Raw genomic sequence first — 25,896 nt, forward strand, 5'->3', positions numbered from 1 at the left:
CCGCACGCCACGTCGCGTGCCGTCGTCGACGAATCGCCCCACGCGGGCGGGTCGCGTCACTAGGCTGGCGGGATGGCGAATGTGGAGACGACGATCACGGGCGGCATCGCGCACGTGAAGCTGAACCGTCCGGAGAAGTTGAACGGCCTGACGCTGCCGATGCTCGGCGAGCTCGTCGCCGCTGCGCATCACGTGCGCCGCAACAAGGGGGTGCGCGCCGTCGTCATCTCGGGGGAGGGGCGGTCGTTCTGCGCGGGCCTCGACTTCGGTGAGGTGATGGCGAAGCCAGCGAAGATCGTGCCCGTCTTCCTGCCGCGTCCGTGGCGTGGCACGAACACGTTCCAGGAGGCCTGCTGGGCGTGGCGGCGCGTGCCGGTGCCCGTCATCGTCGCGGTGCACGGGCACTGCTACGGCGGCGGGCTGCAGATCGCGCTCGCCGGCGACTACCGCTACACGACAAGTGATGCACAGTGGGCGGTGCTCGAGGGCAAGTGGGGGCTGATTCCCGACATGTCGGGCGTGCAGTCGCTCAAGGAACTCGTCGGCATCGACGTCGCGAAGAAGCTGACGATGACCGCCGAGATGCTCTCCGGTGAACGCGCGGTCGAACTGGGCCTCGCGTCGGAGGTGGCTGACGACCCGCTCGCCGCGGCGATGGATCTGGCGCACGAGCTGACGCAGAAGTCTCCCGACCAGCTGGCCGCCGCCAAGCGTCTGTTCAACCGGTCATGGAACACGTCGGCACGCACGACGTTCCGGCGCGAGCGCGCCGAACAGCTCGTCCTGCTCATGGCGCAGAACACGGCGAAGGCGCGCAAGGCGGCGTTCGCGAAGGCCGGCGCCAAGCAGGCGCAGCTGGCCGAAGCTCGCGCGGCGAAATACAGCCCGCGCGTTCTGCCCTGAGCCGCGTCCTGCCTTGAGTGGCGTGATGTCTGACCGACCTGTGAGCGCCCTCGTCCCCGCTGGGGTCGGGTCTTCCTCGACGATCGGCCACCGAGTCGCTGCGTGAGTATTCCCATCGTCGTCAGCGCCGGGCTCTGACGCGCCAGACCCCGATCCTGCTCGTGCAGGTCGGGGGCCTCGTCTCTTCGGTACGGCGGGTGGGGCCGCCGGCTCGGAGCAGACTCAGGCCGGCGCCGTCGCGCGCGTGTCGTCAGCCGTACCGTCGGTGGCTGCGCCGGCGACGTGAGCGCCGCGCGCGGCGGTGTCCTCGTGCGTGAGGGCGTTGGGAGTGCGGCTCTCGTCGCTGGTGGCTCCGCGGCTGCGCAGGCGGTTGAGCAGGCCGTCGACGCTCCAGCGGCCGGGGCCGACGATCGCGAAGACGAAGGCGGCGAGGCCGAGGGCGGCGACGAGTTCCCAACCGCTCTCGTCGACGAAGACGCCGTGGCTGCGGTGCACGAACCACCAGGCACCGGCGAGGTCGAGGGCGACGAGGAGGCCGGCGAGCGGCGTCAGCACGCCGAGCACGAGCATGCCGCCGCCGATGAGTTCGGTGAGGGCCGCGAACCATGCGGAGGCGTGCGGCGCCGGGACGCTCATCTTCTCGAACATCGCGGTGGTGGCGTCGATGTCGTTCGTGTGCAGCTTCTGCCATCCGTGGGCGATGAGGACGGCTCCGAGCAGGGCGCGGGCCAGCAGGAGCCCGGCGTCACGGATCGGGGCGGGCGGGGTGAACAGGTTGCCGGTGGTGCGCATCGGTCCTCACAAGGTTGGTGATGTGTCACCTAAAGCTTGGCATGCTCGGTAGGTGACGTGTCAACCAGGCGCTAGGGTGAGTGGTATGAATCACGACGGTCGATGGCTGCGCTCCGACGAGGAAGCGTTGTGGCGCGCCTGGCTGGGTGTTCATGCTCGTCAGCACGTAGTCATCGCGCGCGACCTCAAGGCCAGTGGCCTCTCCGAGCCTGACTTCGAGGTACTCGTTCATCTCACCGACGCACCCGACGGGCAACGTCGCCTCTCCGAACTCGCCGCGGGGTTGCAGTGGGAACGAAGCCGCGTCTCTCACCAGGTGACGCGCATGGCCAAGCGTGGTCTCGTCGAGCGCCATGACGTGGCCGAGGACGCGCGTGGCGCGCGCGTCGTCATCACGCGTGAGGGGCGCGCAGCCATCGAGAAGGCCGCGCCCCCTCATGTGGCGAGAGTGCGCGAGGTATTCGTCGACCGTCTCGACGCGGCTGATCGCGTCGACCTCGCGCGGATCCTGCGCAAACTCGTTCCCTGACGACGCGTCGCCTATCCCCATGCGCCCACATGCACCTGCGTGCAAGTGCACCCGGGTGCACGTGCACGCGAGAGGGGCGGGCGGCGCCGCGCCGCGACGCGACGCGGAACGGCGGGGGCGGCCGCGGGCCGGCCGGGCGCAGGCCTGGAATCGTCTGGTCAGATCAGGCGGTTCAGATCAGGCGATTCAGAACAGGCCGGTGATGTGGCCTTCGGAGTCGACGTCGATGGCCAGCGCGGCGGGCTTCTTGGGCAGGCCGGGCATCGTCATGAGGGATCCGCAGACGAACACGACGAAGCCGGCGCCGGCGGCGAGGCGAACTTCGCGCACCTCGAGCACGTGGCCGGACGGGGCGCCGCGCATCGCGTCGTCGGTCGTGAACGACTTCTGCGTCTTGGCGATGCAGACGGGCAGGTGGCCGTAGCCCTCGGCCTCGAACTGCGAGATCTGCTTCGCCGCGGCCGGCGGAATGGCGATCGAGCCGGCACCGTAGATCGTCGTCGCGATCTTCTCGACCTTCTCGACGAGCGTCAGACCGTCGTCGTAGGTGAAGTGGAGATCGGGCGTGCCGCCCTCGGTCGCCTCGACGATGGCGCGCGCGAGGCCCGCCGCGCCGGCGCCGCCATCGGAGAAGTGGGTGCACACCTCGACGCGCGCGCCGAGCTTCTCGATGCCTTCGACGAACGCGGCGATCTCGGCGTCGGTGTCGCTGGGGAAGCGGTTGAGGCCGACGACGACGGGCAGGCCCCACACCTCGCGCAGGTTGTGCAGGTGCCGTTCGATGTTGCTCATGCCGGAGCGCATCGCGTCGACGTTCTCGCTCGTCAGGTCGGTGACGGCGACGCCGCCGTGGTACTTCATCGAGCGGATCGTCGCGACGAGGACGGCGGCGTCGGGGCGCAGGCCGGTGAAGCGGCACTTGAGGTCGATGAACTTCTCGGCGCCGAGGTCGGCGCCGAAGCCGGCCTCCGTCACGACCCAATCGGCATGCGCGAGAGCAGTGTTCGTCGCCGTCACCGAGTTGCAGCCGTGCGCGATGTTCGCGAACGGGCCGCCGTGGACGAATGCCGGGTTGCCCTCGAGCGTCTGCACGAGGTTGGGCGCGAGCGCGTCGGCGAGCAGTGCCGTCATCGCGCCGTGGGCGCCGAGGTCGGCGGCCGTCACGGGCTCCGTGTCGTAGGTGTGGCCGACGACGATGCGGCCGAGGCGCTCCTTGAGGTCGTCGATCGACGTGGCGAGGCAGAAGATCGCCATGACCTCGGAGGCGACGACGATGTCGAAGCCCGACTCGCGTGGCACGCCGTTCGTCGGGCCGCCGAGGCCGATGACGATGTCGCGCAGTGCGCGGTCGTTCATGTCGAGCACGCGCTTGAACGTGATGCGGCGCGGGTCGATGCCCAGTTCGTTGCCCTGCTGCAGGTGGTTGTCGATCAGCGCCGCGAGCAGGTTGTGCGCCTCGGCGATGGAGGCGAAGTCGCCGGTGAAGTGCAGGTTGATGTCCGTCATCGGGTTGAGCTGGCTCTTGCCGCCCCCGGCGGCGCCGCCCTTCATGCCGAACACAGGGCCCATCGACGGTTCGCGCAGCGCAGCCGCGGCCGTCTCACCGATGTGGGCGAGGCCGTCGACGAGGCCGACGGTCGTCGTCGTCTTGCCCTCACCTGCGGGCGTCGGGCTCGTCGCGGTGACGAGGATGAGCTTGCTGCCCTCGCGACGCTGCATGCCCTGCACGTATGGCAGCGAGACCTTCGCCTTGTGCGGGCCGTACCGGAAGATCTCGTTCGCGGGGATGCCGATCTTCGCGGCGATCTCCTCGATCGGCAGCATCGGTGTGGCAGCGGCGATTTCGACGTCGGTCGGCATGTCTTCCTCGGGTCTGGTGAAGCGCAGGTCGGACGCCCGAGCGCGAGCGTCCGTCTCGACGGTAGAGCGTTACTGACGAGTTGGGGCGCGATTGACGCAAGGTGTCGTTCGGATGCGAACGGGTGGGCCGGGTTGGAGTGTGCTGCTGCGTTCCGAGGGTGCGCAGGACACGATCTCCGGGTTTCAGATGCGCCCCGTCGCGAGTGCCGCGTACATGAGGGCCGCGACGGTCTCGCCGTCGCTGATGGTGCTGTCACGGACGAAGCTCATCGCCTCGTCCCATGGTACGAAGCGGGCGGCGTCGATGCCCTCGGCAGCTTGCTCGGCTTCCACGTCGACGGTGGCGCTCGCGATGTCGGCTGCGTCGGCCACGGTGCCGTCACCCAGGGCGCCGACGCTGCCGGGCGGCTCGACGTCCACGCGGCCGCCGATCGTCAGACCCGTTGCGAGATAGACGAACTCGGGTGCATCGCACACGCCGTTGAGCGCGTTCATCCGCCCGATCTCGTGCCACTCGGATGCCACGAAACCGGTCTCCTCGAGCAGCTCGCGGCGTGCTGCGTCGAGCGGGTCGTCGCCGTCGCACCCGCCTGCCGGGACCTCCAGCGACATGCCGCGCGTCGCGTAGCGATACAGCGAGACCATGAGCACGGCCCCGTCGTCATCCATCGCGACGACGAACACCGACGGATGCTGCATCGTCACGACGCCGTAGATGCCCTCGCCGCCGTCGGGTCGTAGGACGGCGTCCTCGCGCACGGCGATCCACGGGTTCGAGTAGACCTCGCGGGAGCCCGTCGTCGTCCACCCGCCGTGCGCGTCACTCATGCGGCCGGCGGTGCGTCAGTAGCTTCGACCGCGACGTCCTCCGCAGGCTTGCCCGCGACGAACACGAGCGTCTTGTAGCCCCAGAACCGGAACAGTGTCGCGAGCACGAGCCCGACGCCGTTGGCAGAGATGTTGTCCGCGAGCTTGCTCGTCAGGCCGAGGACGTAGTGGCTGAATCCGAGGCAGCCCATGGCGATGAGTCCGCCGACGGCGCTGACGGCGAGGAAGATGAGCACCTCGTGGTGCACCTGCTCGCGCCGCGTGTCCTTGAACGTCCAGTAGCGGTTGCCGAGCCACGCGACGAGGACGCCGAGCGCCGTCGAGACGAGCTTCGCCGTGACGGCCTGGTCGTACATGATGCCGTGCCCATCGGGGCCGGCATAGCGAAGCACGTTGAACCCGCCTGCGTCCGCGACGAAGGCGAGCCCGCCGACGACGACGAAGCTGATGAGCTGCTGACGAGCGGCCAGCAGCCGCTCCATCATGCGGCGGCTCTTCGTCGATCCGGGCGGTGCGTCGGGAATGGTCACTGAGGCTGCTTTCGGCTGACGTCGGGGTCGCTCGATTCTAGGGTGGTGATGACGGGGGCCGCGCTGTCCGTCGGGGCGCCTGGGTCGTGCGCGGCACCTGCGACGATCGCGCCGCGGTCGGCCTCGCGTGCTTCTCGTCGCACCTTCTGATCAGCCGCGCGCCGCCAACCGCGCCGGCAGCGTCGCGTATCCCCGCAGGATGCGCGTGGGCCGACGGGTGGCGCCCGGCAGCAGTTCGACGTCGAAGCGGTCGAAGAACGCGCGCAGCGCGACCTCGCTCTCCATCCGCGACAGGGCCGCGCCGAGGCAGAAGTGGCGCCCGGCCGAGAACGCCAGGTGCTCGCGCGCGTTCTCGCGGTGCACGTCGAACGCGTCGGGGTCGTCGAAGATCTTCGGGTCGCGATTGGCTGCCGCCAGGACGGTGACGACGAGCGTCCCGGCGGCGACGTCGACGTCTGCGACGCGCGTGTCGCACGTCGCCGTGCGCGCCGTCAGCAGCACGGGCGGGTCGAAACGCAGCGTCTCCTCGACGGCGTTGAGCCAGGACGCCTCGCCGCTGCGCAGCGCCGCGAGCTGCTCGGGGTGGCCGACGATGAGCCGGATGGCGTTGCCGAGCAGGTTGACGGTCGTCTCGAAACCGGCGGCGAGGACGAGCCCGGCCACCGACTTGAGCTCCCGGTCGCTGAGGCCGACGCCGTCGTCCTGCGCCTGGATGAGCGCGCTGAACAGGCCGTCACCCGGCTGCGCTCGCTTGGCGGCGAGGTGGGTCTCGAGCCACGCGTCGAACTCGTCGAGCGCGCTCTCGGTGCGGCGGAACGTCGCCCAGTCGAGCCCCAGGTCGAGGCTCGAAGCGGCGTGCCCGCCGAGACGCAGCACAGTCTCGTACTCGCTCTCGGGCACCCCCAGGATCTCGGCGATGACGGTGACGGGCAGGTGCTCGCAGTAGCGCGCGACGAGGCCGACGTCATGCCCGGCGCGCGCGTCGGCCTCGAGGTCGTCGAGCAGCTCGGTGGCGACCTGCTCGGTGCGTTCGCGCAGGGCCTCGACGGCGCGCGCGGTGAACACGCGGGTGACGAGCTTGCGGTTGCGCGTGTGCGTGGGGCCGTCCGTGGCCAGCAGGGACGGCGGCTCGAGCGGCCCGATCGTCGTGCTCGCCGCCCACGTCAGCGCGCCGCGGACCGCGCGCGAGGTGTCGCCGGGGAAGCCGGTGCGGAAGTCGTTGCTCGTCAGCACCTCGTTGACGGCGTCGTGCTCGCCTGTCAGCGTCGAGAGCTTGCCGGTCACGATGGCTCCGCCATTGCGGATGCGCGCGAGGATCGGCTCGAGCTCCTCCGGCAGCAGGCCCATCGTCTCGGTGCTCAGCACCCCCTGCGGGTCGCCCTGCGACGCGACACGCACCAGCGCCCTGCGCGGGATGGCGTGCTGCAGGCTCCAGCGCACGCCGGGTTTGGCGTGCTCGACCAGGCGGCGGGGGATCCGAGTGGTGAGGGTGGACATGGGGCCTCCAACGGCTGTGAACGTGTCTCACGTCACACTACAGATGTAGGGCGGTGACGGGAACACCTCGCGGCTGACGTCGCCCGCTCCGGCTCTGGCACGGCGCATTCGACGCGGCTGTGCCCGATCGTCGCACGGGTGTTCGTTCGATGTTCACGTCGCGGCGTAGCGGGGCGTGGGGGCCTCTGGAGTACGGTCACGGCATGGCTGACGTCCTGATACGCACCGTTGATCTGGCTCAGGCTTCGAGGCAGCAGGGTGGCTCTGAGCGCCTCTCCGCCTACCTTGCGCGCCCTGCCGGGGACGGGCCGTGGCCCGGCGTCGTCATGGTGCTGGAGATCTTCGGCGCGAACGACGACATGCGTGCGCACGCGGAACGCATCGCGTCGTGGGGTTACGTCGTCATCGTGCCCGATTTGTATTCCGACGCTCGCGCCGCTGTGGCACGTGGCCGGCTTCGGCGGCAGCCGCGACGATGCCGAGCACGCCTGGCAGCGCATCCACGACTATTTCGACGCCCATCTGCATGTCACGGCAGCAGCGTCGGCACCTACCGTCAGCTGACTCAGCGGGCATGAGCATCCCTTCGACGGGCAGGTGAGAGCGTGACCGTCCAACCGTCAGGTCGCCGCTCGTCAGCGTCGTGCTGGTTCGTCCTCGCCGCACTCGCGGGCGTCATCCATGCCGCGGTGACGCTCTACTGGGCGCTGGGCGGGCGGGGGTTGTTGTGGACGATGGGTGACAGCTTCGTGGCTCAGTTCGCCGACATCATGTGGGTCTTGTACCCGGTGGCGTTGGTCAAGGGCGTGAGTGCGGTCGCTCCGCTCTGGCTGGCGAGGCGGGGCTGGCCGCTGCGTCGTCTGACGCGCCCCGTCTGCTGGGTAGGGAGCGTCGTGCTCGTGGCGTGGGGTGGCGCGAACACGGTGCTCGGCAACGCCGTGTTGCTCGGCGCCGTTCGCCCTGACGGAGGCTTCGACCGTTCCGCGATGATCGGGCACGCCTGGATCTGGGATCCGCTGTTCCTGGTGTGGGGCGCAAGCCTCGCCGCGGGTCTGTGGTCGACGCGCCACAGCGAGGGCCAGCCGGCGGAGTGAAGCGGGCGCATCTGCTCGCGAGGTTCGCCACGCACCCGGCCTCCCCTGAACAGGCGACGACGACGGCGCCGTCGCTGCGTGCTTCCGAGATCACCACGAGTCCGGCCTGCCTGACGCTCGCGGTTGGCACCCCCGGCTGACACACTGACGGCATGAACTTCCGCTCGCTCTATGCTCACGGTTTTGCGCGCGTTGCTGCGGTGACGCATCCCGTCGCGCTCGCTGATCCGACGACGAACGCGGCGCGCGTGCTCGAAGTCGCCCGCGAGCTGCACGACCGGGGCGTCGCAGCGGCGGTGTTCCCTGAACTCGACCTCACCGGTTACAGCATCGACGACCTCGTCTTCCAGGACGTGCTGCTCGACGACGTGCTCGCGGCCATCAAGACGATCGTCGACGGCTCCGAAGGTCTGACGCCGGTGCTCGCCGTCGGCGCGCCGCTGCGCAAGGGCACGCGGCTGTTCAACTGTGCCGTCGTCATCAAGGACGGCGAGGTGCTCGGCGTCGTGCCGAAGAGCCACCTGCCCACCTACAAGGAGTTCTACGAGAAGCGCTGGTATGCACCGGGTCTCGACCAGCGCGGGCAGTACATCGACCTCGGCGACCTGGGCGAGGTGCCGTTCGGGCCCGACCTCATCTTCCGCGCCGTCGACCTGCCCGACCTCGCGATCCACGTCGAGATCTGCGAGGACGTGTGGGTGCCGATCCCGCCGTCGTCCGAGGCCGCCGCGGCCGGCGCGAGCGTCCTCATGAACCTGTCGGGCTCGCCGATCACGATCGGCAAGTCGTCGCAGCGCAGCCTCGTCGTGCAGAGCCAGTCGTTCCGCACCCTCGCCGCGTACGTCTACGCCGCGAGCGGCGAGGGTGAGTCGACGACCGACCTTGCCTGGGACGGGCAGACGATGATCTACGACCAGGGCACGCTGCTCGCCGAATCCGAGCGATTCCCGAGCGGCCCGCGCACGAGCATCACCGACGTCGACCTGGGCGCCATCCGCCAGGCCCGCATGCGCTTCAACAGCTACGACGACAACCGTCCGGGGATCGGCCCGGCGCGTCCGCTGCGTGAGGTGCCGTTCGAACTCGGCGCCCCGGACGGCGACCGCGGCCTTCTCCGCGAGATCGAGCGCTTCCCGTTCGTCCCCGCCGACGACGCGCAGCTCGCGCAGGACTGCTACGAGGCGTATGAGATCCAGGTCTCGGGCCTCGAGCAGCGCATGCGCTCGATCGGCGCGCCGAAGATCGTCATCGGCGTCTCCGGTGGCCTCGACTCGACGCACGCCCTCATCGTCGCCGCCCGTGCGATGGACCGTGTCGGGCGCCCGCGCACCGACATCCTCGCGTACACGATGCCCGGCTTCGCGACGAGCGATCACACGAAGTCGAACGCGTACAAGCTCGCCGAAGCGCTCGGCGTGACGTTCGAGGAGGTCGACATCCGGCCGATGGCGACGCAGATGCTCAAGGACATGGACCACCCCGCGGGCAGCGGCGAGCCCGTCTACGACGTGACGTTCGAGAACGTCCAGGCCGGCCTGCGCACCGACTTCCTGTTCCGCATCGCGAATCAGAAGGGTGGCATCGTCCTCGGCACCGGCGACCTGTCCGAACTCGCACTCGGCTGGTGCACGTACGGCGTCGGCGACCAGATGTCGCACTACGGCGTCAACGCGGGCGTGCCGAAGACGTTGATGCAGCACCTCATCCGCTGGGTCGCCTCGGGTGACGAGTTCTCCGACGCCGTCGGCGAGACGCTCCTGTCGATCCTCGACACCGAGATCTCGCCCGAGCTCGTGCCGACGAAGGAGGGCGAGAGGCCGCAGTCGACGCAGGACGCCATCGGCCCCTACAACCTGCAGGACTTCACGCTCTACCACGTGCTGACGCACGGAGCGCGCCCGAGCAAGATCGCGTTCCTCGCGTTGCACGCCTGGCAGAACGCTGACGAAGGGCGCTGGCCGAGCGGTTTCCCCGACGACGAGCGCCCCGCCTACTCCCTCGCCGAGATCAAGAAGTGGCTCGAGGTGTTCCACAAGCGCTTCTTCAGCCAGCAGTTCAAGCGCTCGGCACTGCCGAACGGGCCGAAGGTGAGCGCCGGCGGCGCACTGTCGCCGCGTGGTGACTGGCGCATGCCGTCCGACGCGTCGTCGCGCGCCTGGCTGGTCGAGCTGGAACGCAACATCCCGAACGAGTGAGGAACGCTCAGCACGATCGGCGCGGCGGGCGGCTGCGCCGATCGCTCGCGTCGAGCGTCAGCCCGTCAGGGCAGCGGTCTGCGTGGAGGGAAGCCAGTAGCCGAGCGTCTTGACGCAGTTCTTCGCGAGACCCGCGGCACGCAGCTTCTTCGTCAGCGCGCGCGTCGTGACGGTGTCGCACGCACCCCACGCGAACACGCGCGGGCAATTGGCCGGGACGGCGAGCAGATTCGGGCGCTCACCGCGACACATACTCCCACTCGCCGGGTTGTCCAACTGGCTCAGATCGGCGAGCACCTCGTCGACGGCGTCGAGCAGCGCGCCACCGTCACGTTCGCGACGCACCCAGCGCAGCGCGTCGCCGTCGCGCAATCGCACCGGCAGCGCGCGGTCGTCAGGGTGCGTCCATTCGAGGACGACGGTCGTCGGCGCCGGGGAGAGGGCGTCGAGCAGCGAGTTGATCGCGGGCAGTGACGCGGGGTCGCCGACGAGCAGGTGATGGTCGACGTCGTCGCAGCTCGGCAGCGACGGTTCCGAGCCGTAGAGGCTCGCCTCGACCTGATCGCCCGGCTGCGCGCCGAGCGCCCACGCCGTCGCGGAGCCGTCGTGGACGGCGAACTCGAGCCAGAACGTGTCCGTCGCGACGTCGGGGTCGACGAGCGTGTACGCCCGCTGATGCCCCGCACCCGTGCCGGAGCGATCGGCGAACCACAGCCGCACCCACATCGTCGGATACGGCGCGTGCGTGCGCAGGAAACCGTTGCCCGAGAAGCGAATTCGCACGAGTCGTGACGACGGGTCTTCGCGCTCGAGCACGGTGAAGACGAAGTCCTGGGCGCGCAGTTCGCGCAGCACGCGGCCCGCCTCGCCGCGCTCGACCCGTCGCAGGGTGCGTGGTGGCGTCATCGCGTCGTGGGGCTGGTCGCTCACGCGTCCCGCCTTCCCGCTCGGTGGCCGGGCGGCGCGCGCCCTGGCCGGTGGTGATGCCGTCCCGTACTCATCTGAGACGTGATGTGAGCCTCAGTCGGTGCGGTTGACGATCTCGACTTACCTAAGGTTAGCATTGCCTAACTCGCAGTCGAGCAGTGCCTCGCGAGAACCAACACGTCATGACACGGGCGCCGTCGCGCGCCTGAACGAAAGGTCGTCCGCATGATCAACCGCCGTGGCTTCTTCGCCATCGCCGCCGCCGGTGCCACCAGCGCCCTCGCCGCCTGCAGCACCGGCTCGTCGTCCGACAAGGCCTCGAGTGCCACGTCAGGATCGGCCGGCTCGGCGGGCAGCGGCGCGGGCTTCCCCGTCACGATCAAGCACGCCCTCGGCACGACGAAGCTCGAGAAGGCGCCGACGAAGATCGTCACGGCCGGCTGGTCGGACGCAGACATCCTGCTCGCCCTCGGCGTCGTGCCCGTCGCCGCGCCGGCGGTGACGTGGGGTGGCAACGCCGCGAAGTCGAGCGACTGGTTCGACGCGAAGCTCAAGGAGGTCGGCGGCAAGGCGCCCGAGCGCTACAGCGACGCCGACGGGACGCCCGTCGACAAGGTCGCCCAGTACCAGCCCGACCTCATCTCCGGCACGAACTCGGGCCTCAAGCAGGCTGAGTACGACAAGCTGACGAAGATCGCCCCGACCCTCGCGTACCCGAAGTACCCCTACGGCACGTCGTGGCAGGAGTCGACGAAGATGATCGCCGAGGCGCTCGGCAAGAAGGACGAGGGCGAGAAGGTCATCTCGGACACGCAGGCCAAGGTCAAGGCGGCCCTCGACAAGCACCCCGAACTCAAGGGCAAGAGCGTCGCCTGGGTCTACTTCGACGCGGCCAAGCTCAACTCGATCACCGTCTACACCCTCAACGACAACCGTCCGCGCGGCCTCGCCGACTTCGGGTTGAAGACGCCGTCGTTCGTCACGAAGGCGAGCCAGGGCGCGAAGACGTTCTCCACGGAACTGTCGGCCGAGAAGGCATCCGAACTCGACGCCGACATCATCGTGTTCGACGCGATGGACGCAGCGACGACGAAGAAGATCACCTCCGACAAGCTGCTGTCGCAGATCCCCGCGTTCAAGAAGGGCAGCTACCTCGCGCTGACCGACCAGAAGGCGTCCGAGACGATGGCCAGCCCGACGCCGCTGTCGATCCCCGTCGCGATCGACACCTTCCTGCCGAAGCTCGCCGAGGCCGCGAAGAAGGCCTGAGCGTAGGCTCGTTCGAGGGTTCGCCCGGCTGCCACCGCGCGACGGTGTGACGCGCCGGGCGAATCGTCGTTCCACTGGAAAGGGTGACGATGTCGACTCCCGCCGCGCCCCGCGCCGGCACCGATCAGCGTCGCACGCCGCGCATCGACGCCCGCCGCGTGCTCGCAGGCGGGCTGACGCTGCCGCTGCTGCTCGCGTTCGCCGTCGCCGTCTCGCTCACCGTCGGGGCGGGCTCGTTCCACGGCGGTGACGTCTCGGCGCTGCTCGCCTCGCGCGGCGACCGCACCGCCATCGGCATCATCGTCGGCGCGGCCGTCGCGATGGCGGGGACGGCGATGCAGGGCATAACCCGCAACCCGCTGGCCGACCCCGGCATCCTCGGCATCAACGCGGGTTCGGCGCTCGCCGTTGTCATCGGCATCACGTGGTGGGGCGTCTCGAACCTACTCGGGTACGTATTGCTGTCGCTCGTCGGCGCTGCCGTCGCGGCGGTCGCCGTCATGGCTCTCGCGACGTTCGGTGCGCGCGCTCTCGGGCAGGCGTCGCAGTCGGGGCCGCTGACGCTGGCGCTGTCCGGCATGGTGTTCACGGCGGGCACGTCGTCGATCGCGCAGGCCGTGCTCGTCTCCAACGGCAAGTCGCTCGACACCTACCGCTTCTGGCAGGTCGGGTCCGTCGCCGGCCGTGACCTCGGCGATCTCGTGCCGGTTGTGCCGTTCCTGCTCATCGGATTTCTCGTCCTGCTGGCCTCCGGACGCCGCCTCGACGTCCTCGCCATGGGCGATTCCGTCGCCGCCGGCCTCGGCGAGCGTCCTGGCCGGCTGCGGCTCGTCATCGGTGGAGCGGGCGTCATGCTCGCCGCGGCCGCGACGGGCATCGCCGGGCCCATCGCCTTCGTCGGGCTCGTCGCGCCGCACGTCCTGCGCCCGCTCATCGGCACGTCCTACCGCGTCCTCGTGCCGGCCGCCGGCGTGCTCGGCGCGTGCATCGTCGTGCTGGCCGACACCCTCGGCCGCATCGTCTCCCCGCCCGGTGAGGTGCAGGTCGGCATCATGACGGCCGTCCTCGGCTGCCCGGCCCTGCTGTGGGTCGTCGCGCGGATGAGGTCGCTGTGAAGCGCGCGACGGCAGCACACGCCACGACGCCCAACACGTTCGACGCCGCGCGCCGCCGACGTCGGAGCATCATGCTGGTTGCGCTCGTGCTCGTGACATTCGGTGTCTTCCTGGCCCGGTGCCTGCTCGGTGACTTCACCGTGACGATTCCCGACTTCGTCCGCATCCTTCGGGGCGAGCATGTCGACGTGCCGGCCGCCAACTACATCGTCATGGAGTCGAAGCTGCCGCGCGCGCTCGCGTGCCTGCTCGCGGGCGCCGTGTTCGGGGCGTGCGGTGCGGCGATGCAGTCGCTCGTGCGCAATCCCCTCGCGAGCCCCGACGTGCTCGGCATCTCGCTCGGCTCGAGCACCGCGGCCGTGTTCTGCACGACGATCCTCGGTTGGAGCGGCGCGGGCGTGACGGGCGCCGCCATTGCGGGTGGCCTCGCCGTCTCCGCGGTGATCCTGGGGATGGCGCGCGGGCAGACGCCGCGGATGATCCTCGTCGGAATCGCCCTGGCCGCCGCGCTGCAGTCGCTCATCCAGTGGATCCTGCTCGAGTCGAACGCCTACCAGGCGCAGGACGCGATGGCCTGGCTCGCCGGGTCCGTCTCGGCCGTGTCGTGGCCGCAGATCACCCGGCTCGCCGTCGTCGGCGCGCTCGTGCTCGTCGTCCTCGCGGCCCTCGCGCACTGGCTGCGCGTGCTCGAGATGGGGCGCCCGCTCGCCATCGGCCTCGGCGTGCCCGACGGGTTCGTGCGCGCCGTGACGTTCGGCGTCGTCGTCATCGGTGTGGCCGTGACGACGAGTGTCTGCGGGCCGATCTCGTTCGTCGCGCTGCTCGCCGGCCCGATCTCGCGGCGCCTCATGGGCCGCACCGCCATCGTCGCGGCCGCTCTCGTCGGCGCGATCATCACGATCGCGGGTGACTACGTCGGTGCCTACCTCGTTCCCGGTGACAACAAGCTGCCCGTCGGGATCATCACCGGCCTCGCCGGTGCGCCTGTCCTCGCCTGGCTGCTGCTGACCTCGCAGCGCCCGCCCCGCCGTTCGAAAGGCCGTGCCTCGTGACGTCCCTCGCCGCCCATGACCTCGTCCTGCGCTACGGATCCGGGCGTTCCGCAGGCCCCGACATCGTGCGAGGCATCACCTTCGAGGTGCCCGAGAACGCGGTCACCGTGCTGATCGGCGCGAACGGCTGCGGCAAGTCGACGCTGTTCGCGGGCCTGGCGCGGCTGCTCAAGCCCGCGGCCGGCGATGTGCTTCTCGACGGGCGCAGCATCGACGCGACGCCGACGCGCGAGGTCGCCAAGGCCCTCGCGCTGCTGCCGCAACACCCCATTGCGCCGGAGGGGATGACGGTGGCCGAGCTCGTGCGTCAGGGACGCACCCCGCACCAGGGCCTGCTCGGGCGCGGCGGGCCCGACGACGACGCTGCCGTCGCCGCGGCGATGGAGGCGACGGGCGTCAGCGAGCTGGCAGAACGCACCGCCGATTCTCTTTCCGGCGGCCAGCGTCAGCGGGTGTGGCTCGCGATGGTGCTCGCGCAGCAGACCGGCATCCTCCTGCTCGACGAGCCGACGAGCTTCCTCGACATCGGCCACGCCGTCGAACTGCTCGACGTCGTCCGCCGCCGCAACCGCGAGCACGGAACGACCGTCGTCATGGTGCTGCACGACCTGTTCCTCGCGGCGCGCTACGCCGACCATCTCGTCGCGATGCAGGACGGTGAGATCGTCGCGGCGGGCGAGCCGACCGACGTGCTGACGGCTCAGCTCGCCGAGCAGCTGTACGGCATCCCGTGCGTCGTGCATCCTGACCCGAATACCGGACGTCCGGTGGTGCTGCCGCGCTAGGCTCGAGCCACCACGTCGATCGGGAGGGTTTGCCATGTCTCACCAGCGCACCACGAGGCGGATGACGATCAAGCGCGCGATGCTCGCGTCGAGCGCCGTCGCGGCCCTGACGCTCACGGGGTGCTCGATGGGCTCCGACTCCGGTACGTCCGCCGCGAGCAGCGCGACGAGCGCCGCCGCGAGTGCGGCCTCGAATGCGAGTGGTTCGTCGAGTGCGGCGCCGTCGACCGATGTGTCGACGAGCCCTGTGTCCGAGTCGAGTTCGCCGTCGAGCGCATCGAGCTCCGTCGCCGCGTCGAGCGTGGCGCTGCCCGCAGACACGCAGCTGGCGAAGGCGACGGCGAACAAGTTGTCCTTTGCGGTGCCGAAGTCGTGGACCGTCGTCGACGGTGAGCTCGGTAAGCAGGACGCGGTGAAGAAGCAGCTCGAGCCGGTGGCGAAGAAGTCCGGCATGTCGCCCGAGAAGTACGTCGCGCAGATGACGTCGGCCGCAGACGTCCTCGCGATCGACGCCACGGGGGCGCAGAGGTTCAACGACAACATCAACGTCCTCAAGGTGACGCGTCCGAGCCTGGCGGGCAAGGCCCAGCTGGAGAAGGAACTCAACCAGCTCAACGCTGCAAGCGGTGCGAACGGGTCGAACAGTTCCAGCGACATGAAGGTCACCACCGGTGAATACAGCCGCATCACGACGCCGGCCGGCGCCGGAGAGCAGATGGAGTACACGCTGACGACGAAGGGTGTCACCGTGCACGGTGTCTCCATGGTCATCCCGAACGGCAGCGGGTCGTACTCGATGCTGACGGTGAGTGCCTCTGCGGCGGACAAGGCTGCCGAGTACGCGAAGACCGTCGCCGAGACCGCGCAGAAGATGTGACGCACCTCAGTCGGGAGCAGTTCGAGGACGCCGTCGGCGAGGCACTCGACGGCGTACCGCAGCGCTTCCTCGACCGTCTCGACAACGTCGTCTTCCAGGTCGAGGACGAGCCGTCACGCGAGCAGCTCGCCCAGGCCTGCGTCGCGCACGGCGAGGGCGAGCTGCTCGGGTTGTACGTCGGCGTCGCGCTACCGGATCGTGGCGAGGGCTACGGCTGGGGAGCCCTGCCCGACCAGATCTTCCTGTTCTCCGGCCCCATCCAGCGGCTGAGCCACAGCCGCGAACAGGTGATCGAACAGATCCGCGTCACGCTCCTGCACGAGATCGGCCACTACTTCGGCCTCGACGACGCCCGCCTCCACGAGCTGGGCTGGGGCTGACCCCTCGCCCCTGCATGCCCCCGCGCCCATCTGCGATTTTCGTCCACATTCGCGAATCCTGTCCCCCGCTGCGATTCGCGTCCACATCCGTCTCGTGGACGACGGCTCCGATGGCGTCCGCAGCCCTCAATCCGACCGCATCGCCCAGGCCCCGAACGTCGACGGGCCGTCGTAGCCCTCGAGGTCGTCGCTGATGTCGACGATGCGCCAGCCGGGCGGCATGCGTGCGCGGTCGCTGACGTCGTCGCGATCGAGGGGCGCGTTGAGCCCCTCACCCGTGGCCTTGAGCAGGGCTTCCTTCCGCGTCCAGATCTGCGTGAAGGCCCGACGTCCGTCATCGTCGCTAGCCGCTGCGTCGATGACGGCCTGCTCGCCGGGATGCAGCATCCGGCTGACGTCGGTGACGGTCGACGCCGCGGCCAGCACCTCCACGTCGATCCCGACGGGGACGTCCGCAGAGGCGAGCGCGGTGATCCACGGCGTCGAGCTCGTCGAGAAGAACCCGTCATGACCGACGGCGCGTGGACGCCCGTGCGGCTCGCCGCACGCCGTGCACGGCTCGCGCCAGTAGCGGATGTCCTCGTGAGGAATGGCCGTGAGGTTGGCCAGCTCATTGCGCAGCTGCGCACGGCGCGTGACGAACTCGCCGCGCGCGGTGTCCGAGCGCACGGCCAGGGCCCGCGCGCGTTCGTCGTCGTCGAGGCTGTCCGGGCCCAGCGTCGCGACGTCGGCCGCGGTGAGGGGCGCCCACGTCGCGCACAGGACGATCGACGGCGTGTGCATGCCGCCACCCTACGGCTCGCTGCGTCGCTCGAGCGGTCATTTTCCGCGGAATTCCGAGGTTGTCGCCGCGCTGCGCTAGCCTCGCGGACGTGATGAAGTTCGAGCCGGACGAGGCCACGTGGGTGCTGACGAGCACGGACGTCGGCCTGGCTGCCGTCGTCGGTGACGGCGCCTTCGGGCGCGGTCTCGACTACGCCATCGGGGGCAAGGTCATCGCGCTCGCGACGGCTGATCGCGGGCGTGTCCTCATGGGCACGGTCACCGGCAACGGTCTCGCGCCGTATCAGTGCCTCGTCACGTACAAGGGTGAGGCCGGCAACGGTGAGCCGTTGTGGGTCTCGCGCTGCACATGTCCTGTCGCGACCGAGTGCAAGCATGCGGTCGCCTCGATCCTCGCCGCTCGTCGCGCGCTGACGTCGGGGGTGCGCGAGGGCAGCGTCAGCCGCACATCGGCCCCGTCCGGTACGCGAAACGCCGCCGAGTCCAACGTCGTTCCCCTCTTCGGCGGTGCCGCGGCGTCCTCGACGAGTTCGTGGCGTGACAAGCTCACTGCGAGCCTCGGTCCGGACGAGTCGCAGCGCGCCGCGGCGCGGTCGGCGAGCCCGTCGAGTGATGCATGGCGCGCGCAACTCGGCCTGCAGTTCGAGCCGAAGGCCCGGCCGGCGTCGTTGACCGATTCGACGCCCGTGCAGCGGTTCGAGCTCAAACCGACGAAACTCATGCGTACCGGCCGTTGGTCGCGCACCGCGACGTGGCTCGACGCCCGCAGCAGTGCCGGCATCGCCGAGGCCGAGGAGCACCAGAGCGAGGCGCTGCGCCGCTTCATCACGCCCCACAAACCGCGGGTCGGCAACGGCCAGACCGTCTACCTCGACGAACTGGGTCCCGGCGTCTGGCAGGCGCTCGCCGAACTGACCGACGCAGGCGTCACGCTGATGCTCGCCGCGACGCCGGGTGAGGGCGTCACTCTCGCCGAAGCGGCCGAGGTGAGCCTCGGCGTCCACCGACGCGACGGCGGGCTCGTCCTGACGGCCGACGTCGTCGGTGTCGACCTCGAACCCGAGTTCGGCACGGCGACGCTCGTCGGCGATCCGGCCCACGGCGTCGCCATCCTCGACCGCGGCAGCCTCAAGCTCGTGCCGTTCCACGAACCGCCGCACGCCCTGCTCCAACCGCTCCTGCTCGGCGACGTCATCGAGGTGCCTGAAGCCGACGTGCCCGAGTTCGAGGCCGAGTTCCTGCCGCAGATTCGCCGGCACACGAGCGTCAGCGATGCGTCGCAGACGCTGACGGACGCCGTCGAACCGCGCCTCTTGCTCGTCGTCGAGCCGGTCACCGTCGGCAAGGCGAAGGTCGAGACGTTCTTCACGTACGGCGAACGTCGCCTCCCCTCGCCGCCGATGGGGCGCGGGCGCCAGTTCTCCAGCGAGGCCGCCGTCATCGCGCGCGCGGCGCTGCCGTTGAGTCGTCTGCGCCTGACGCGCGCCGTGCCGGCCTTCGACCTATGGGTCAAGCAGACCGCCGAACTGACCGGTCTGGAGGCCGTGCGTCTCGCCGACGCCATCCCCGAGCTGCGGGCGATCGACGGCGTCGACGTCGTCATGAAGGGCGAGTTGCCCGCCTACGAGGAGGCCGAGGACGATCCGATCGTCCAGGTCGGCGTCAACGAGGCCGGCCTCGCGACCGACTGGCTCGACCTGCAGATCACGATCAGCGTCGACGGCCAGGAGGTGCCGTACCCCAACCTCATCGAGGCGATGAGCAAGGGGCGCGACGTCATGATGCTGCCGTCGGGCACGTACTTCCGCCTCGATTCACCTCAGCTGCTCGACATCGCCAAGGTGCTCGAGGAAGCGCAGCAACTCACCGACAAGAAGAACGACGGCCTGCAGATCAGTCGCTATGACATCGGGTTGTGGGATCAGCTCGTCGGGCTCGGCATCGTCGAGGCGCAGCGCTCCCAGTGGCAGGCGGCCGTCGAGGGGCTGACGAGGTCGGGGTGGAACCCGGAGAGCGTCGAGCTGCCCCCGTCGTTCCGGGCGACCCTGCGCCCCTACCAGCTCGAGGGATACGCCTGGCTCGCCAACCTGTGGGACGCGGGGCTCGGCGGCGTGCTCGCCGACGACATGGGGCTCGGCAAGACGATCCAGACCCTCGCGATGCTCGAACGCGCCCGCGCCGCAGGCGAACTCGACACGACGCCCGCACTCGTCGTCGCACCGACGTCGGTGCTGGGCGTATGGGCGCGCGAGGCCGCGCAGTTCGCGCCCGAGCTGAAGGTGAAGGTGCTCGCCGAGACGTCGAAGAAGCGCGGCACCGATGTGGCCGAGGAGATCCAGCGGGACGCTCCGCACGTCGTCGTGACGAGTTACGCCGTCGCACGGCTCGACGCCGACGCGTTCCATGCCTGCGGGTGGCGCGCGCTGATCCTCGACGAGGCGCAGATGGTGAAGAACCACACGTCGCAGACCTTCCAGGCCGTCAAGAAGATCGGCGCGCCGTTCGGGCTCGCGATCTCCGGCACACCGCTGGAGAACTCCGTCATGGACGTGTGGTCGCTGTTCAACCTCGTCGCGCCGGGGTTGTTTCCACGCCCGGAGGATTTCATCCGTCGCTACCGCAAGCCGATCGAGCAGGGGGAGGGGCACGTCGCCACAGATGCGCTCAAGGGCCTGCAACGGCGCATCGGCCCGCTCATGCTGCGTCGACGCAAGGGCGACGTCGCGCCCGATCTGCCCGAGAAGCAGGTGCAGCGCGTCGACGTCGCGATGTCGCCGCAGCACGAGCGCGTCTACAAGCGGCACCTGCGGCGCGAGCAGCAGCGCCTCATGGGCCTGCTCAAGGATCCGGACGCCAACCGTGTCGAGATCCTGGCCGCGCTCACCCGCCTGCGACGTCTCGCACTCGACCCGGCCCTCGTCGACGACGAGTTCGCCGGGCGTTCGGTGAGCCGCAAGGTCGAGACGGTCGTGCAGCAACTCGCCGAGATCGCCGCGGAGGGGCATCGCGCCCTCGTGTTCAGTCAGTTCACCGACTTCCTGGCGATCGTGCGCGAGGCCGCAGCCGACGCCGGCGTCTCGACAACGTACCTCGACGGCTCGACGCGCAACCGGCAGCAGGTCGTCGACGAGTTCAAGAGCGGCGAGGCCGACGCGTTCTTCATCTCCCTCAAGGCCGGTGGTACGGGATTGACGCTGACGGAGGCCGACTACGTCATCGTCCTCGACCCGTGGTGGAACCCGGCGGCCGAGGATCAGGCCATCGACCGCGCACATCGCATCGGGCAGACCAAGCACGTCATGGTCTACCGCTACGTCAGCGCGGGCACGATCGAGGAGAAGGTCATGGAGCTGCAGGAGAAGAAGCGCAAGCTCTTCGACGACGTCGTCGACGCCGGTGCCGGCGGCGGTCGTCTCACCTCCGACGACATCGCCGGCCTGCTCGAGGGGTAGGGCGCGAGGTCGTCACGGGTCGCACGGCTTGGGTGGGCCGCACGGGCGGAGCCCCAATATTTCTCTCGATGCAAAGTATCTTGATGTCAAGAGATCTGGTCTTCCGGCCGGCCGGACACCGTGAGGAGCGCACCAGCCATGACCCGCGAATGGGATGCGAAGAGCTACGACGAGTTGCCGCTGCCGCACGTCGGCTGGGGCAGACGCACCATCGAGCGCATGACGCTGCGCGGTGACGAACGGGTGCTCGACGCCGGATGCGGCACCGGCCGCGACGCGGCCGAGTTGCTGTCGCGCCATCCGGGTGTCGACCTCGTCGGCATTGACGGCTCGTCGCAGATGATCGCGCAGGCCCGCGAGCGGGTCGGGTCTGGGGCCGCATTCGCGGTGCGTGACCTCACCGAACCACTTGACGTCTCGGAGCTCGGCGCGCGGCCAGGCCCGTTCGACGCCGTCATGAGCGTCGCGTGCTTTCACTGGATCAGCGATCACGAGACGCTGTTCGCCCACCTCGCCGCGGTGCTGCGCCCGGGTGGCCTGCTGACGAGCGACTCCGGCGGCGAGGGCAACATCGAGAACGTCGAGCGCGCGATCGCGGCCGTCAACGCCGAGGGCTTCGCCCCGAAGGCCTTCGCCTCGCCCGAGGAGACGCGAGAACACTTGGAGCGCAACGGTTTCGACGTCGATCGCGTCGCGCTGCGCCCGAGCCCGATCCGCCTCGACGACCCCGACGTCATGGAGCGCTACCTCGCGACCGTCTGCCTCGGTTCCTACCTCGAGCGCATGAGCGAGCAGGAGGGCTGCGAGTTCACCCGGGCGGTGCGCGAGGCCATGGTCGAGCCGGTGCTCGACTACGTACGTCTCGAGATCGACGCGGTGCGCCGCTGACGCATCCCGCATCCGAAGCGACGAAAGCGCCGCGAACCGGCCGGTGGCTGACCTACCGTGAAACTCATGAAGCTCAGCCGCCGAACAGCCCCCAGCCATGCCGGTCGGTGCGTCCTCGTCACCGGTGGCGCGTCAGGTCTCGGCCTCGAACTCGTCAAGCTCTTCGTGGCCGACGCCGCCCGCGTCGTCGTCGCGGACCTCCACGCCGAGCGCCCGGCGAGCGTGCCGGACGGCGTCGACTACCTGACGCTCGACGTGCGCGACGATGCCGCTTGGGCCGATGCCCTCGCCTGGGTGGAGCAGCACTGGGGGCGCCTCGACATCCTCGTCAACAACGCGGGCATCGCCGTCGGCGGGCGCATCGACACGACGGCGATCGCCGACTGGGAGCGCGCGCTGTCGATCAACCTCATGGGCGTCGTGCGGGGGTGCCGCACGTTCACCCCGATGATGAAGACGCAGCGCAGCGGTCACATCGTCAACACCGCCTCGCTCGCCGGGCTCGTCCACGCGCCGGCGATGGCGACATACAACGCGACGAAGGCCGCTGTCGTCCCCGTCAGCGAGACGCTGCAGAACGAACTGGCGCCGTTCGGCATCGACGTCAGCGTCATCTGCCCGTCGTTCTTCCGTACGAACCTCGCGCAGTCGTTGGCCGGAGCCGACGCCGAGATGGAGGCCAACGCCGTCGAGCTCATCAACGGCTCGCCTCGTTCGGCGGCCGATGTCGCCCGCACCGCGTTCGCCGGGATCGGCGCGCGCCGACACATCATCCTCACCGACCCGGACGGCCGGGTCGCCTACGGCGCCAAGCGTTTCGTCCGGCCCGTCTATGACGCGGCCATGGCCGGCGCTGCCAAACGTGTGGCGGCGGGCAAGGATCCGCAGCCCGCGGTACTCACCCAGCTCGGGCAGTGGGTGAAACGCCGCGCTGCCTGAGGGGAGGCCGGGGCGGGCACCCGTACTGCCAGTCTGGGGCCGCCAGTTGGCGGTATCCGGCGTCAGCTTCCTGACGTTCCGGCGTTTCCGCCCGTGCCTCCGGGCGCGGCGCCCGGCATCTGCCCGCCGCTCGGCGGTTGCTGGCTCGCATTGCCCGCCGAGCCTCCGGGCGCCTGTCCCTGGGCGCCCCCGCTCGTCCCGCTGCCCTGGCCTGCGGCGCCGGATCCGGACGCACCGGATTCGGACGTGCCAGATCCAGATGCACCCGCAGAACTGGTGGTGCCGCCCGACGTTCCGTTCGTACCGGATCCCGAGGTGCCCGAGCCGGGCATCTGCATGCCGGGGCCCATCTGACCAGTCGTGCCCTGCTGATTCTGCGACGTGCCACCGGGCCCGCCCATTCCGCCGCCCATGCCGCCCCCCGACGTTCCGGCCGGCATTGCCGCGGCCGCGCCGATCGACACGAGCGACGCCGTGCCCATGGCCAGCGCCGACACGAGCGCCGACTTCTTCGCCGACCATCGCTCGGGTCCCGGCGCCGAAGCGCCTGCCGTGTCGTTGCCGGTCGAAGCGCCCGAGGCAAACGGCGCCTCCTGCTCCGGCCCCCCGCGGTAGTCCGTGCCGGCGTCGCCGTCGGTGCCCGTGTGGGGCAGAGCAGTGCGGCGGACGGGCGGGATGTCGTGCAGTGTCGGGTCGTCGTCGTTCATGCTGTGTGCGTCGGGTCGGGGGTCGTCGTGGTCCATCGTGTCTCCTTCGTGCCTGGCGCCTCGGGGCGCGACGTCGCGGGCGCTCGCCCGTCATCCGCCGTCGACGTTGCGCGCCGGCACTGTGGAGAAGCTGTGCCCGGCGTGTCGTCGGTTCATGAAGCCGCCCGTCGGCCGGCCACTGCACGGCCCCGGGCTGGTCGTCGCACAGCCGGGCCAAAGCCGAGGTCGTGACGCTCGGGGCCATGAACTCCTCGATCTCAGCCGTCGGCTCACGCCTCGCGCGGCGCGCACCGCGTCATCGCTCCCGCCGGGCAACCGACATGACGCTCCGTGGCGCGACAAGCCCCGATGCCGGCGATACCCCCGACACTCTCGGCACCCGCACCACGGCCTCGAACACCTCCCGCACCTGGCTGACGCGCCTCGTCACCGGCCCGCACGACGACCCGAACTGGGCCCGCCCGGCGCTGTTGGCCCTGCTCGCGGCGACTGCAGTGCTCTACCTGTGGAACCTCACCGCCAGTGGCTGGGCGAATGCCTTCTACTCCGCTGCGGCACAGGCGGGCTCCCAGAACTGGGAGGCGTTCTTCTTCGGCAGTTCCGACGCGGCGAACTCGATCACCGTCGACAAACCACCTGCGTCGCTGTGGGTCATGGCGCTGTCGGTGCGGCTGCTCGGCCTGAGCAGCTTCTCGATCCTCGTACCGCAGGTGCTCATGGGTGTGGCCACCGTCGCCATCCTGCACGCGACGGTGAAGCGTCACTTCGGCGCGGGCGCCGGCCTGCTCGCGGGCCTCGTCATGGCGCTCACCCCGGTCGCCGTCCTCATGTTCCGTTTCAACAACCCGGACGCGTTGCTCGTCCTGCTCATGACGGCGGCCGCCTGGGCCACGATGCGAGCGCTCGAGCGCGGTTCGGTGCGCTGGATGGCGTTGGTCGGCGCGTTGCTCGGTTTCGGGTTCCTGACGAAGACGCTGCAGGTTTTCCTCGTCATCCCCGGTTTCGGGGCGGCGTTCCTGCTGCTCGCTGCGGCGCCACTGCGTCGACGCCTCGTCGGCAGCCTCGTGGCCCTCGTCGCTCTCGTGGCATCCGCCGGGTGGTGGGTCGCGATCGTCGAACTGACCCCGGCGAGCATGCGTCCCTACGTCGGCGGCAGCCAGAGCAACTCCTTCCTCGACCTGACGTTCGGGTACAACGGCTACGGCCGACTCAGCGGTGAGGAGACGGGCTCGGTGGGCGGCGGCGGGCGCGCTGCCGGCGGGCAGTGGGGTTCGACGGGGCTGACGCGCCTGTTCGACGCCGAGATCGGCGGCCAGATCAGCTGGCTCATCCCGGCCGCGATCATCCTCGGCGTCATGGGTGTCGTGATGCGCGCGCGTGCGCCGCGCACCGACGTCCGTCGGGCCGCCTACGCCGTGTGGGGCGGCTGGCTCCTGGTGACGATGCTGACGTTCTCGTTGATGGCCGGCATCTTCCACGCCTACTACACGGCGGCGTTGGCGCCGGCAGTCGCGGCGCTCGTCGGCATGGGTGGCGCGCAGGCCTGGGAGCGTCGCCGCGAACCGGTCGGCACCCTGACGATGGCGGCCGCGGCCGCCGCGTCGTCGATCTGGGGGTTCGTCCTGCTCTCCCGCACGAGCGCCTACAGCGACGTGCTGCGCGTCGGCGTGCTGACGATCGGACTGACGTGCGCGGCACTCCTCGTCATCGGGCGACGGCTGCACGCGCGAGCCCTGCCCGTGATCGTCGCGGGCGCCGTGGTCGCGGGCCTCGCGGGGCCGACCGCGTACTCGCTCACGACGCTGACCTCCGGGCACACCGGCTCGATCGTCACCGCCGGGCCGGCGTCGGGCGGCATGGGTGGGATGCCGGGTGCGGGCGGCCGTGGCCCCGGTGCTCGCGCCCTGGGTGGTTCGCCAGTAGGCGCGCCCCCGGCCGCTTCCTCGACGACGCGTGGCACCGTGCCCACCGGTGCAGGTGGGCAGGGAGTCGGTGGCGGCGGCATGGGCGGGTTGCTCGATGCCACGACGCCGAGCGCCGCCGTCATCTCTGCCCTGCGGGCCGACGCGCAGCGTTACACCTGGGTGGCCGCGGCGGTGGGTTCGCAGAGCGCGGCCGGACTGCAGCTCGGAACGGGCGAGCCGGTCATGGCGATCGGCGGCTTCAACGGCACCGACCCGAGCCCGACACTCGCCCAGTTCCAGGCCGAGGTGAAGGCAGGCAAGATTCACTACCTGCTGGCCAGTGGTGGAACATCGACGGGCGGTGGGACGAGCTCGGCCCAGACGAGCGATGCGAGCCGCATCCTGGCGTGGGCGGAAGCCACCTACCGTCAGGTGACGATCGGATCGACGGTCTTCTACGACCTGACGCAGCCGCTCGATTGAAGCAGTCAGCCGGCCTCGACAGGGGTGAAACGCATTGGAAATCATCATTCTTCGACGTGTTTCACCTCTAGGGGTGGGGCAACGCGCGGGTGTGCCCCGTACCCTCA

General features: G+C 70.0%; 24 protein-coding genes. 15 read left to right on the plus strand and 9 right to left on the minus strand.

Going from position 1 to position 25,896, the window contains the following annotated elements; genetic code table 11:
- Window positions 1-72 precede the first annotated feature (72 nt).
- Window positions 73-903: a crotonase/enoyl-CoA hydratase family protein gene (locus DYE07_RS09580; RefSeq protein ID WP_062256842.1), complete on the plus strand. Its 831-nt coding sequence runs from the start codon at window positions 73-75 to the stop codon at window positions 901-903.
- 222 nt (window positions 904-1,125) lie between these two features.
- On the opposite strand, the gene DYE07_RS09585 is transcribed toward DYE07_RS09580, so the two are convergent.
- Window positions 1,126-1,695, minus strand: a complete 570-nt coding sequence (locus DYE07_RS09585; protein ID WP_115296863.1) for a DoxX family protein — start codon at window positions 1,693-1,695, stop codon at window positions 1,126-1,128.
- Between the two features lie 85 nt (window positions 1,696-1,780).
- Between DYE07_RS09585 and DYE07_RS09590 the strand changes: the two genes are divergently transcribed.
- Window positions 1,781-2,224 carry a MarR family winged helix-turn-helix transcriptional regulator gene (locus DYE07_RS09590; protein WP_074046054.1) on the plus strand — a complete coding sequence of 148 codons (444 nt, stop codon included), beginning with the start codon at window positions 1,781-1,783 and terminating at the stop codon, window positions 2,222-2,224.
- Window positions 2,225-2,410: 186 nt separating this feature from the next.
- Here DYE07_RS09590 and DYE07_RS09595 read toward each other — a convergent pair whose 3' ends face one another.
- The 4 genes from DYE07_RS09595 to DYE07_RS09610 all read right to left on the minus strand — a co-directional run bounded on the left by DYE07_RS09595 (window position 2,411) and on the right by DYE07_RS09610 (window position 6,939).
- Window positions 2,411-4,084: a formate--tetrahydrofolate ligase gene (locus DYE07_RS09595; RefSeq protein WP_115296864.1), complete on the minus strand. Its 1,674-nt coding sequence runs from the start codon at window positions 4,082-4,084 to the stop codon at window positions 2,411-2,413.
- Window positions 4,085-4,267: 183 nt separating this feature from the next.
- Window positions 4,268-4,912: an NUDIX domain-containing protein gene (locus DYE07_RS09600; RefSeq protein ID WP_006946308.1), complete on the minus strand. Its 645-nt coding sequence runs from the start codon at window positions 4,910-4,912 to the stop codon at window positions 4,268-4,270.
- Window positions 4,909-5,442 carry a GtrA family protein gene (locus DYE07_RS09605; RefSeq protein ID WP_237723811.1) on the minus strand — a complete coding sequence of 178 codons (534 nt, stop codon included), beginning with the start codon at window positions 5,440-5,442 and terminating at the stop codon, window positions 4,909-4,911. Before DYE07_RS09605 ends, DYE07_RS09600 begins: the two co-directional genes overlap by 4 nt.
- A 150-nt stretch (window positions 5,443-5,592) precedes the next feature.
- Window positions 5,593-6,939 carry a cytochrome P450 gene (locus tag DYE07_RS09610; RefSeq protein WP_115296865.1) on the minus strand — a complete coding sequence of 449 codons (1,347 nt, stop codon included), beginning with the start codon at window positions 6,937-6,939 and terminating at the stop codon, window positions 5,593-5,595.
- Window positions 6,940-7,142: 203 nt separating this feature from the next.
- Between DYE07_RS09610 and DYE07_RS09615 the strand changes: the two genes are divergently transcribed.
- From DYE07_RS09615 to DYE07_RS09625, 3 genes are all read left to right on the plus strand, one after another.
- Entirely contained in the window at window positions 7,143-7,517 is a 375-nt protein-coding gene (locus DYE07_RS09615; protein ID WP_083803260.1) for a dienelactone hydrolase family protein, read from the plus strand.
- Window positions 7,518-7,544: 27 nt separating this feature from the next.
- Window positions 7,545-8,033, plus strand: coding sequence for a DUF3995 domain-containing protein (locus tag DYE07_RS09620; RefSeq protein ID WP_115296866.1), 489 nt, complete (start codon window positions 7,545-7,547; stop codon window positions 8,031-8,033).
- 152 nt (window positions 8,034-8,185) lie between these two features.
- Window positions 8,186-10,228, plus strand: coding sequence for an NAD(+) synthase (locus tag DYE07_RS09625; protein WP_115296867.1), 2,043 nt, complete (start codon window positions 8,186-8,188; stop codon window positions 10,226-10,228).
- 57 nt (window positions 10,229-10,285) lie between these two features.
- Here DYE07_RS09625 and DYE07_RS09630 read toward each other — a convergent pair whose 3' ends face one another.
- On the minus strand, window positions 10,286-11,158 hold the full coding sequence (locus tag DYE07_RS09630) for a siderophore-interacting protein (protein ID WP_202775029.1): 873 nt from the start codon (window positions 11,156-11,158) through the stop codon (window positions 10,286-10,288).
- A gap of 222 nt (window positions 11,159-11,380) precedes the next feature.
- Here DYE07_RS09630 and DYE07_RS09635 point away from each other — a divergent pair, with 222 nt between their 5' ends.
- The 4 genes from DYE07_RS09635 (at window position 11,381) to DYE07_RS09650 (ending at window position 15,376) form a co-directional block, all read left to right on the plus strand.
- Complete coding sequence (locus DYE07_RS09635; protein ID WP_115296869.1) at window positions 11,381-12,424, plus strand: iron-siderophore ABC transporter substrate-binding protein; 1,044 nt, start codon at window positions 11,381-11,383, stop codon at window positions 12,422-12,424.
- 89 nt (window positions 12,425-12,513) lie between these two features.
- Window positions 12,514-13,539, plus strand: a complete 1,026-nt coding sequence (locus DYE07_RS09640) for a FecCD family ABC transporter permease (RefSeq protein WP_115297138.1) — start codon at window positions 12,514-12,516, stop codon at window positions 13,537-13,539.
- Entirely contained in the window at window positions 13,536-14,591 is a 1,056-nt protein-coding gene (locus tag DYE07_RS09645) for a FecCD family ABC transporter permease (RefSeq protein ID WP_115297139.1), read from the plus strand. The genes DYE07_RS09640 and DYE07_RS09645 overlap by 4 nt, the downstream gene beginning before the upstream one ends.
- Window positions 14,588-15,376: an ABC transporter ATP-binding protein gene (locus tag DYE07_RS09650; protein ID WP_006946336.1), complete on the plus strand. Its 789-nt coding sequence runs from the start codon at window positions 14,588-14,590 to the stop codon at window positions 15,374-15,376. The genes DYE07_RS09645 and DYE07_RS09650 overlap by 4 nt, the downstream gene beginning before the upstream one ends.
- A 39-nt stretch (window positions 15,377-15,415) precedes the next feature.
- Here DYE07_RS09650 and DYE07_RS09655 read toward each other — a convergent pair whose 3' ends face one another.
- Window positions 15,416-15,697: a hypothetical protein gene (locus DYE07_RS09655; RefSeq protein WP_147286918.1), complete on the minus strand. Its 282-nt coding sequence runs from the start codon at window positions 15,695-15,697 to the stop codon at window positions 15,416-15,418.
- On the opposite strand from DYE07_RS09655, the gene DYE07_RS09660 reads away from it, so the two are divergent.
- Together DYE07_RS09660 and DYE07_RS09665 are read left to right on the plus strand one after the other, a co-directional pair.
- Window positions 15,678-16,253, plus strand: coding sequence for a hypothetical protein (locus tag DYE07_RS09660; protein ID WP_038569720.1), 576 nt, complete (start codon window positions 15,678-15,680; stop codon window positions 16,251-16,253). The two genes, DYE07_RS09655 and DYE07_RS09660, sit on opposite strands and share 20 nt — an antisense overlap.
- On the plus strand, window positions 16,250-16,633 hold the full coding sequence (locus tag DYE07_RS09665; protein ID WP_006946306.1) for a metallopeptidase family protein: 384 nt from the start codon (window positions 16,250-16,252) through the stop codon (window positions 16,631-16,633). Before DYE07_RS09660 ends, DYE07_RS09665 begins: the two co-directional genes overlap by 4 nt.
- A 126-nt stretch (window positions 16,634-16,759) precedes the next feature.
- Here the strand turns inward: DYE07_RS09665 and DYE07_RS09670 are convergent, their stop codons facing one another.
- Window positions 16,760-17,416 carry a 4'-phosphopantetheinyl transferase family protein gene (locus DYE07_RS09670; protein WP_115296872.1) on the minus strand — a complete coding sequence of 219 codons (657 nt, stop codon included), beginning with the start codon at window positions 17,414-17,416 and terminating at the stop codon, window positions 16,760-16,762.
- A 92-nt stretch (window positions 17,417-17,508) separates the two neighbouring features.
- Here DYE07_RS09670 and DYE07_RS09675 point away from each other — a divergent pair, with 92 nt between their 5' ends.
- The 3 genes from DYE07_RS09675 (at window position 17,509) to DYE07_RS09685 (ending at window position 22,695) form a co-directional block, all read left to right on the plus strand.
- Window positions 17,509-20,868 (plus strand): DEAD/DEAH box helicase, encoded by a 3,360-nt coding sequence (locus tag DYE07_RS09675; RefSeq protein WP_115296873.1) that lies wholly within the window; start codon window positions 17,509-17,511, stop codon window positions 20,866-20,868.
- A gap of 138 nt (window positions 20,869-21,006) precedes the next feature.
- On the plus strand, window positions 21,007-21,756 hold the full coding sequence (locus DYE07_RS09680) for a class I SAM-dependent methyltransferase (protein ID WP_062256854.1): 750 nt from the start codon (window positions 21,007-21,009) through the stop codon (window positions 21,754-21,756).
- A 66-nt stretch (window positions 21,757-21,822) separates the two neighbouring features.
- Window positions 21,823-22,695: an SDR family NAD(P)-dependent oxidoreductase gene (locus tag DYE07_RS09685; protein ID WP_172462983.1), complete on the plus strand. Its 873-nt coding sequence runs from the start codon at window positions 21,823-21,825 to the stop codon at window positions 22,693-22,695.
- A 62-nt stretch (window positions 22,696-22,757) separates the two neighbouring features.
- Here DYE07_RS09685 and DYE07_RS09690 read toward each other — a convergent pair whose 3' ends face one another.
- Window positions 22,758-23,438, minus strand: a complete 681-nt coding sequence (locus DYE07_RS09690) for a hypothetical protein (RefSeq protein WP_115296875.1) — start codon at window positions 23,436-23,438, stop codon at window positions 22,758-22,760.
- A gap of 206 nt (window positions 23,439-23,644) precedes the next feature.
- On the opposite strand from DYE07_RS09690, the gene DYE07_RS09695 reads away from it, so the two are divergent.
- Window positions 23,645-25,789 carry an ArnT family glycosyltransferase gene (locus DYE07_RS09695; RefSeq protein ID WP_237723809.1) on the plus strand — a complete coding sequence of 715 codons (2,145 nt, stop codon included), beginning with the start codon at window positions 23,645-23,647 and terminating at the stop codon, window positions 25,787-25,789.
- The last annotated feature ends 107 nt before the right edge of the window (window positions 25,790-25,896 follow it).

Source organism: Dermacoccus nishinomiyaensis (assembly GCF_900447535.1).
Taxonomy (GTDB): domain Bacteria; phylum Actinomycetota; class Actinomycetes; order Actinomycetales; family Dermatophilaceae; genus Dermacoccus; species Dermacoccus nishinomiyaensis.

Coding starts and splice junctions, on each gene's coding strand:
- DYE07_RS09635 (WP_115296869.1), top strand. CDS start 11,381: ATGATCAACCGCCGTGGCTTCTTCGCCATCGCCGCCGCCGGTGCCACC.
- DYE07_RS09610 (WP_115296865.1), bottom strand. CDS start 6,939: ATGTCCACCCTCACCACTCGGATCCCCCGCCGCCTGGTCGAGCACGCC.
- DYE07_RS09625 (WP_115296867.1), top strand. CDS start 8,186: ATGAACTTCCGCTCGCTCTATGCTCACGGTTTTGCGCGCGTTGCTGCG.
- DYE07_RS09595 (WP_115296864.1), bottom strand. CDS start 4,084: ATGCCGACCGACGTCGAAATCGCCGCTGCCACACCGATGCTGCCGATC.
- DYE07_RS09670 (WP_115296872.1), bottom strand. CDS start 17,416: ATGCACACGCCGTCGATCGTCCTGTGCGCGACGTGGGCGCCCCTCACC.
- DYE07_RS09695 (WP_237723809.1), top strand. CDS start 23,645: ATGAACTCCTCGATCTCAGCCGTCGGCTCACGCCTCGCGCGGCGCGCA.
- DYE07_RS09615 (WP_083803260.1), top strand. CDS start 7,143: ATGGCTGACGTCCTGATACGCACCGTTGATCTGGCTCAGGCTTCGAGG.
- DYE07_RS09600 (WP_006946308.1), bottom strand. CDS start 4,912: ATGAGTGACGCGCACGGCGGGTGGACGACGACGGGCTCCCGCGAGGTC.
- DYE07_RS09640 (WP_115297138.1), top strand. CDS start 12,514: ATGTCGACTCCCGCCGCGCCCCGCGCCGGCACCGATCAGCGTCGCACG.
- DYE07_RS09580 (WP_062256842.1), top strand. CDS start 73: ATGGCGAATGTGGAGACGACGATCACGGGCGGCATCGCGCACGTGAAG.
- DYE07_RS09680 (WP_062256854.1), top strand. CDS start 21,007: ATGACCCGCGAATGGGATGCGAAGAGCTACGACGAGTTGCCGCTGCCG.
- DYE07_RS09590 (WP_074046054.1), top strand. CDS start 1,781: ATGAATCACGACGGTCGATGGCTGCGCTCCGACGAGGAAGCGTTGTGG.
- DYE07_RS09585 (WP_115296863.1), bottom strand. CDS start 1,695: ATGCGCACCACCGGCAACCTGTTCACCCCGCCCGCCCCGATCCGTGAC.
- DYE07_RS09685 (WP_172462983.1), top strand. CDS start 21,823: ATGAAGCTCAGCCGCCGAACAGCCCCCAGCCATGCCGGTCGGTGCGTC.
- DYE07_RS09675 (WP_115296873.1), top strand. CDS start 17,509: ATGAAGTTCGAGCCGGACGAGGCCACGTGGGTGCTGACGAGCACGGAC.
- DYE07_RS09690 (WP_115296875.1), bottom strand. CDS start 23,438: ATGGACCACGACGACCCCCGACCCGACGCACACAGCATGAACGACGAC.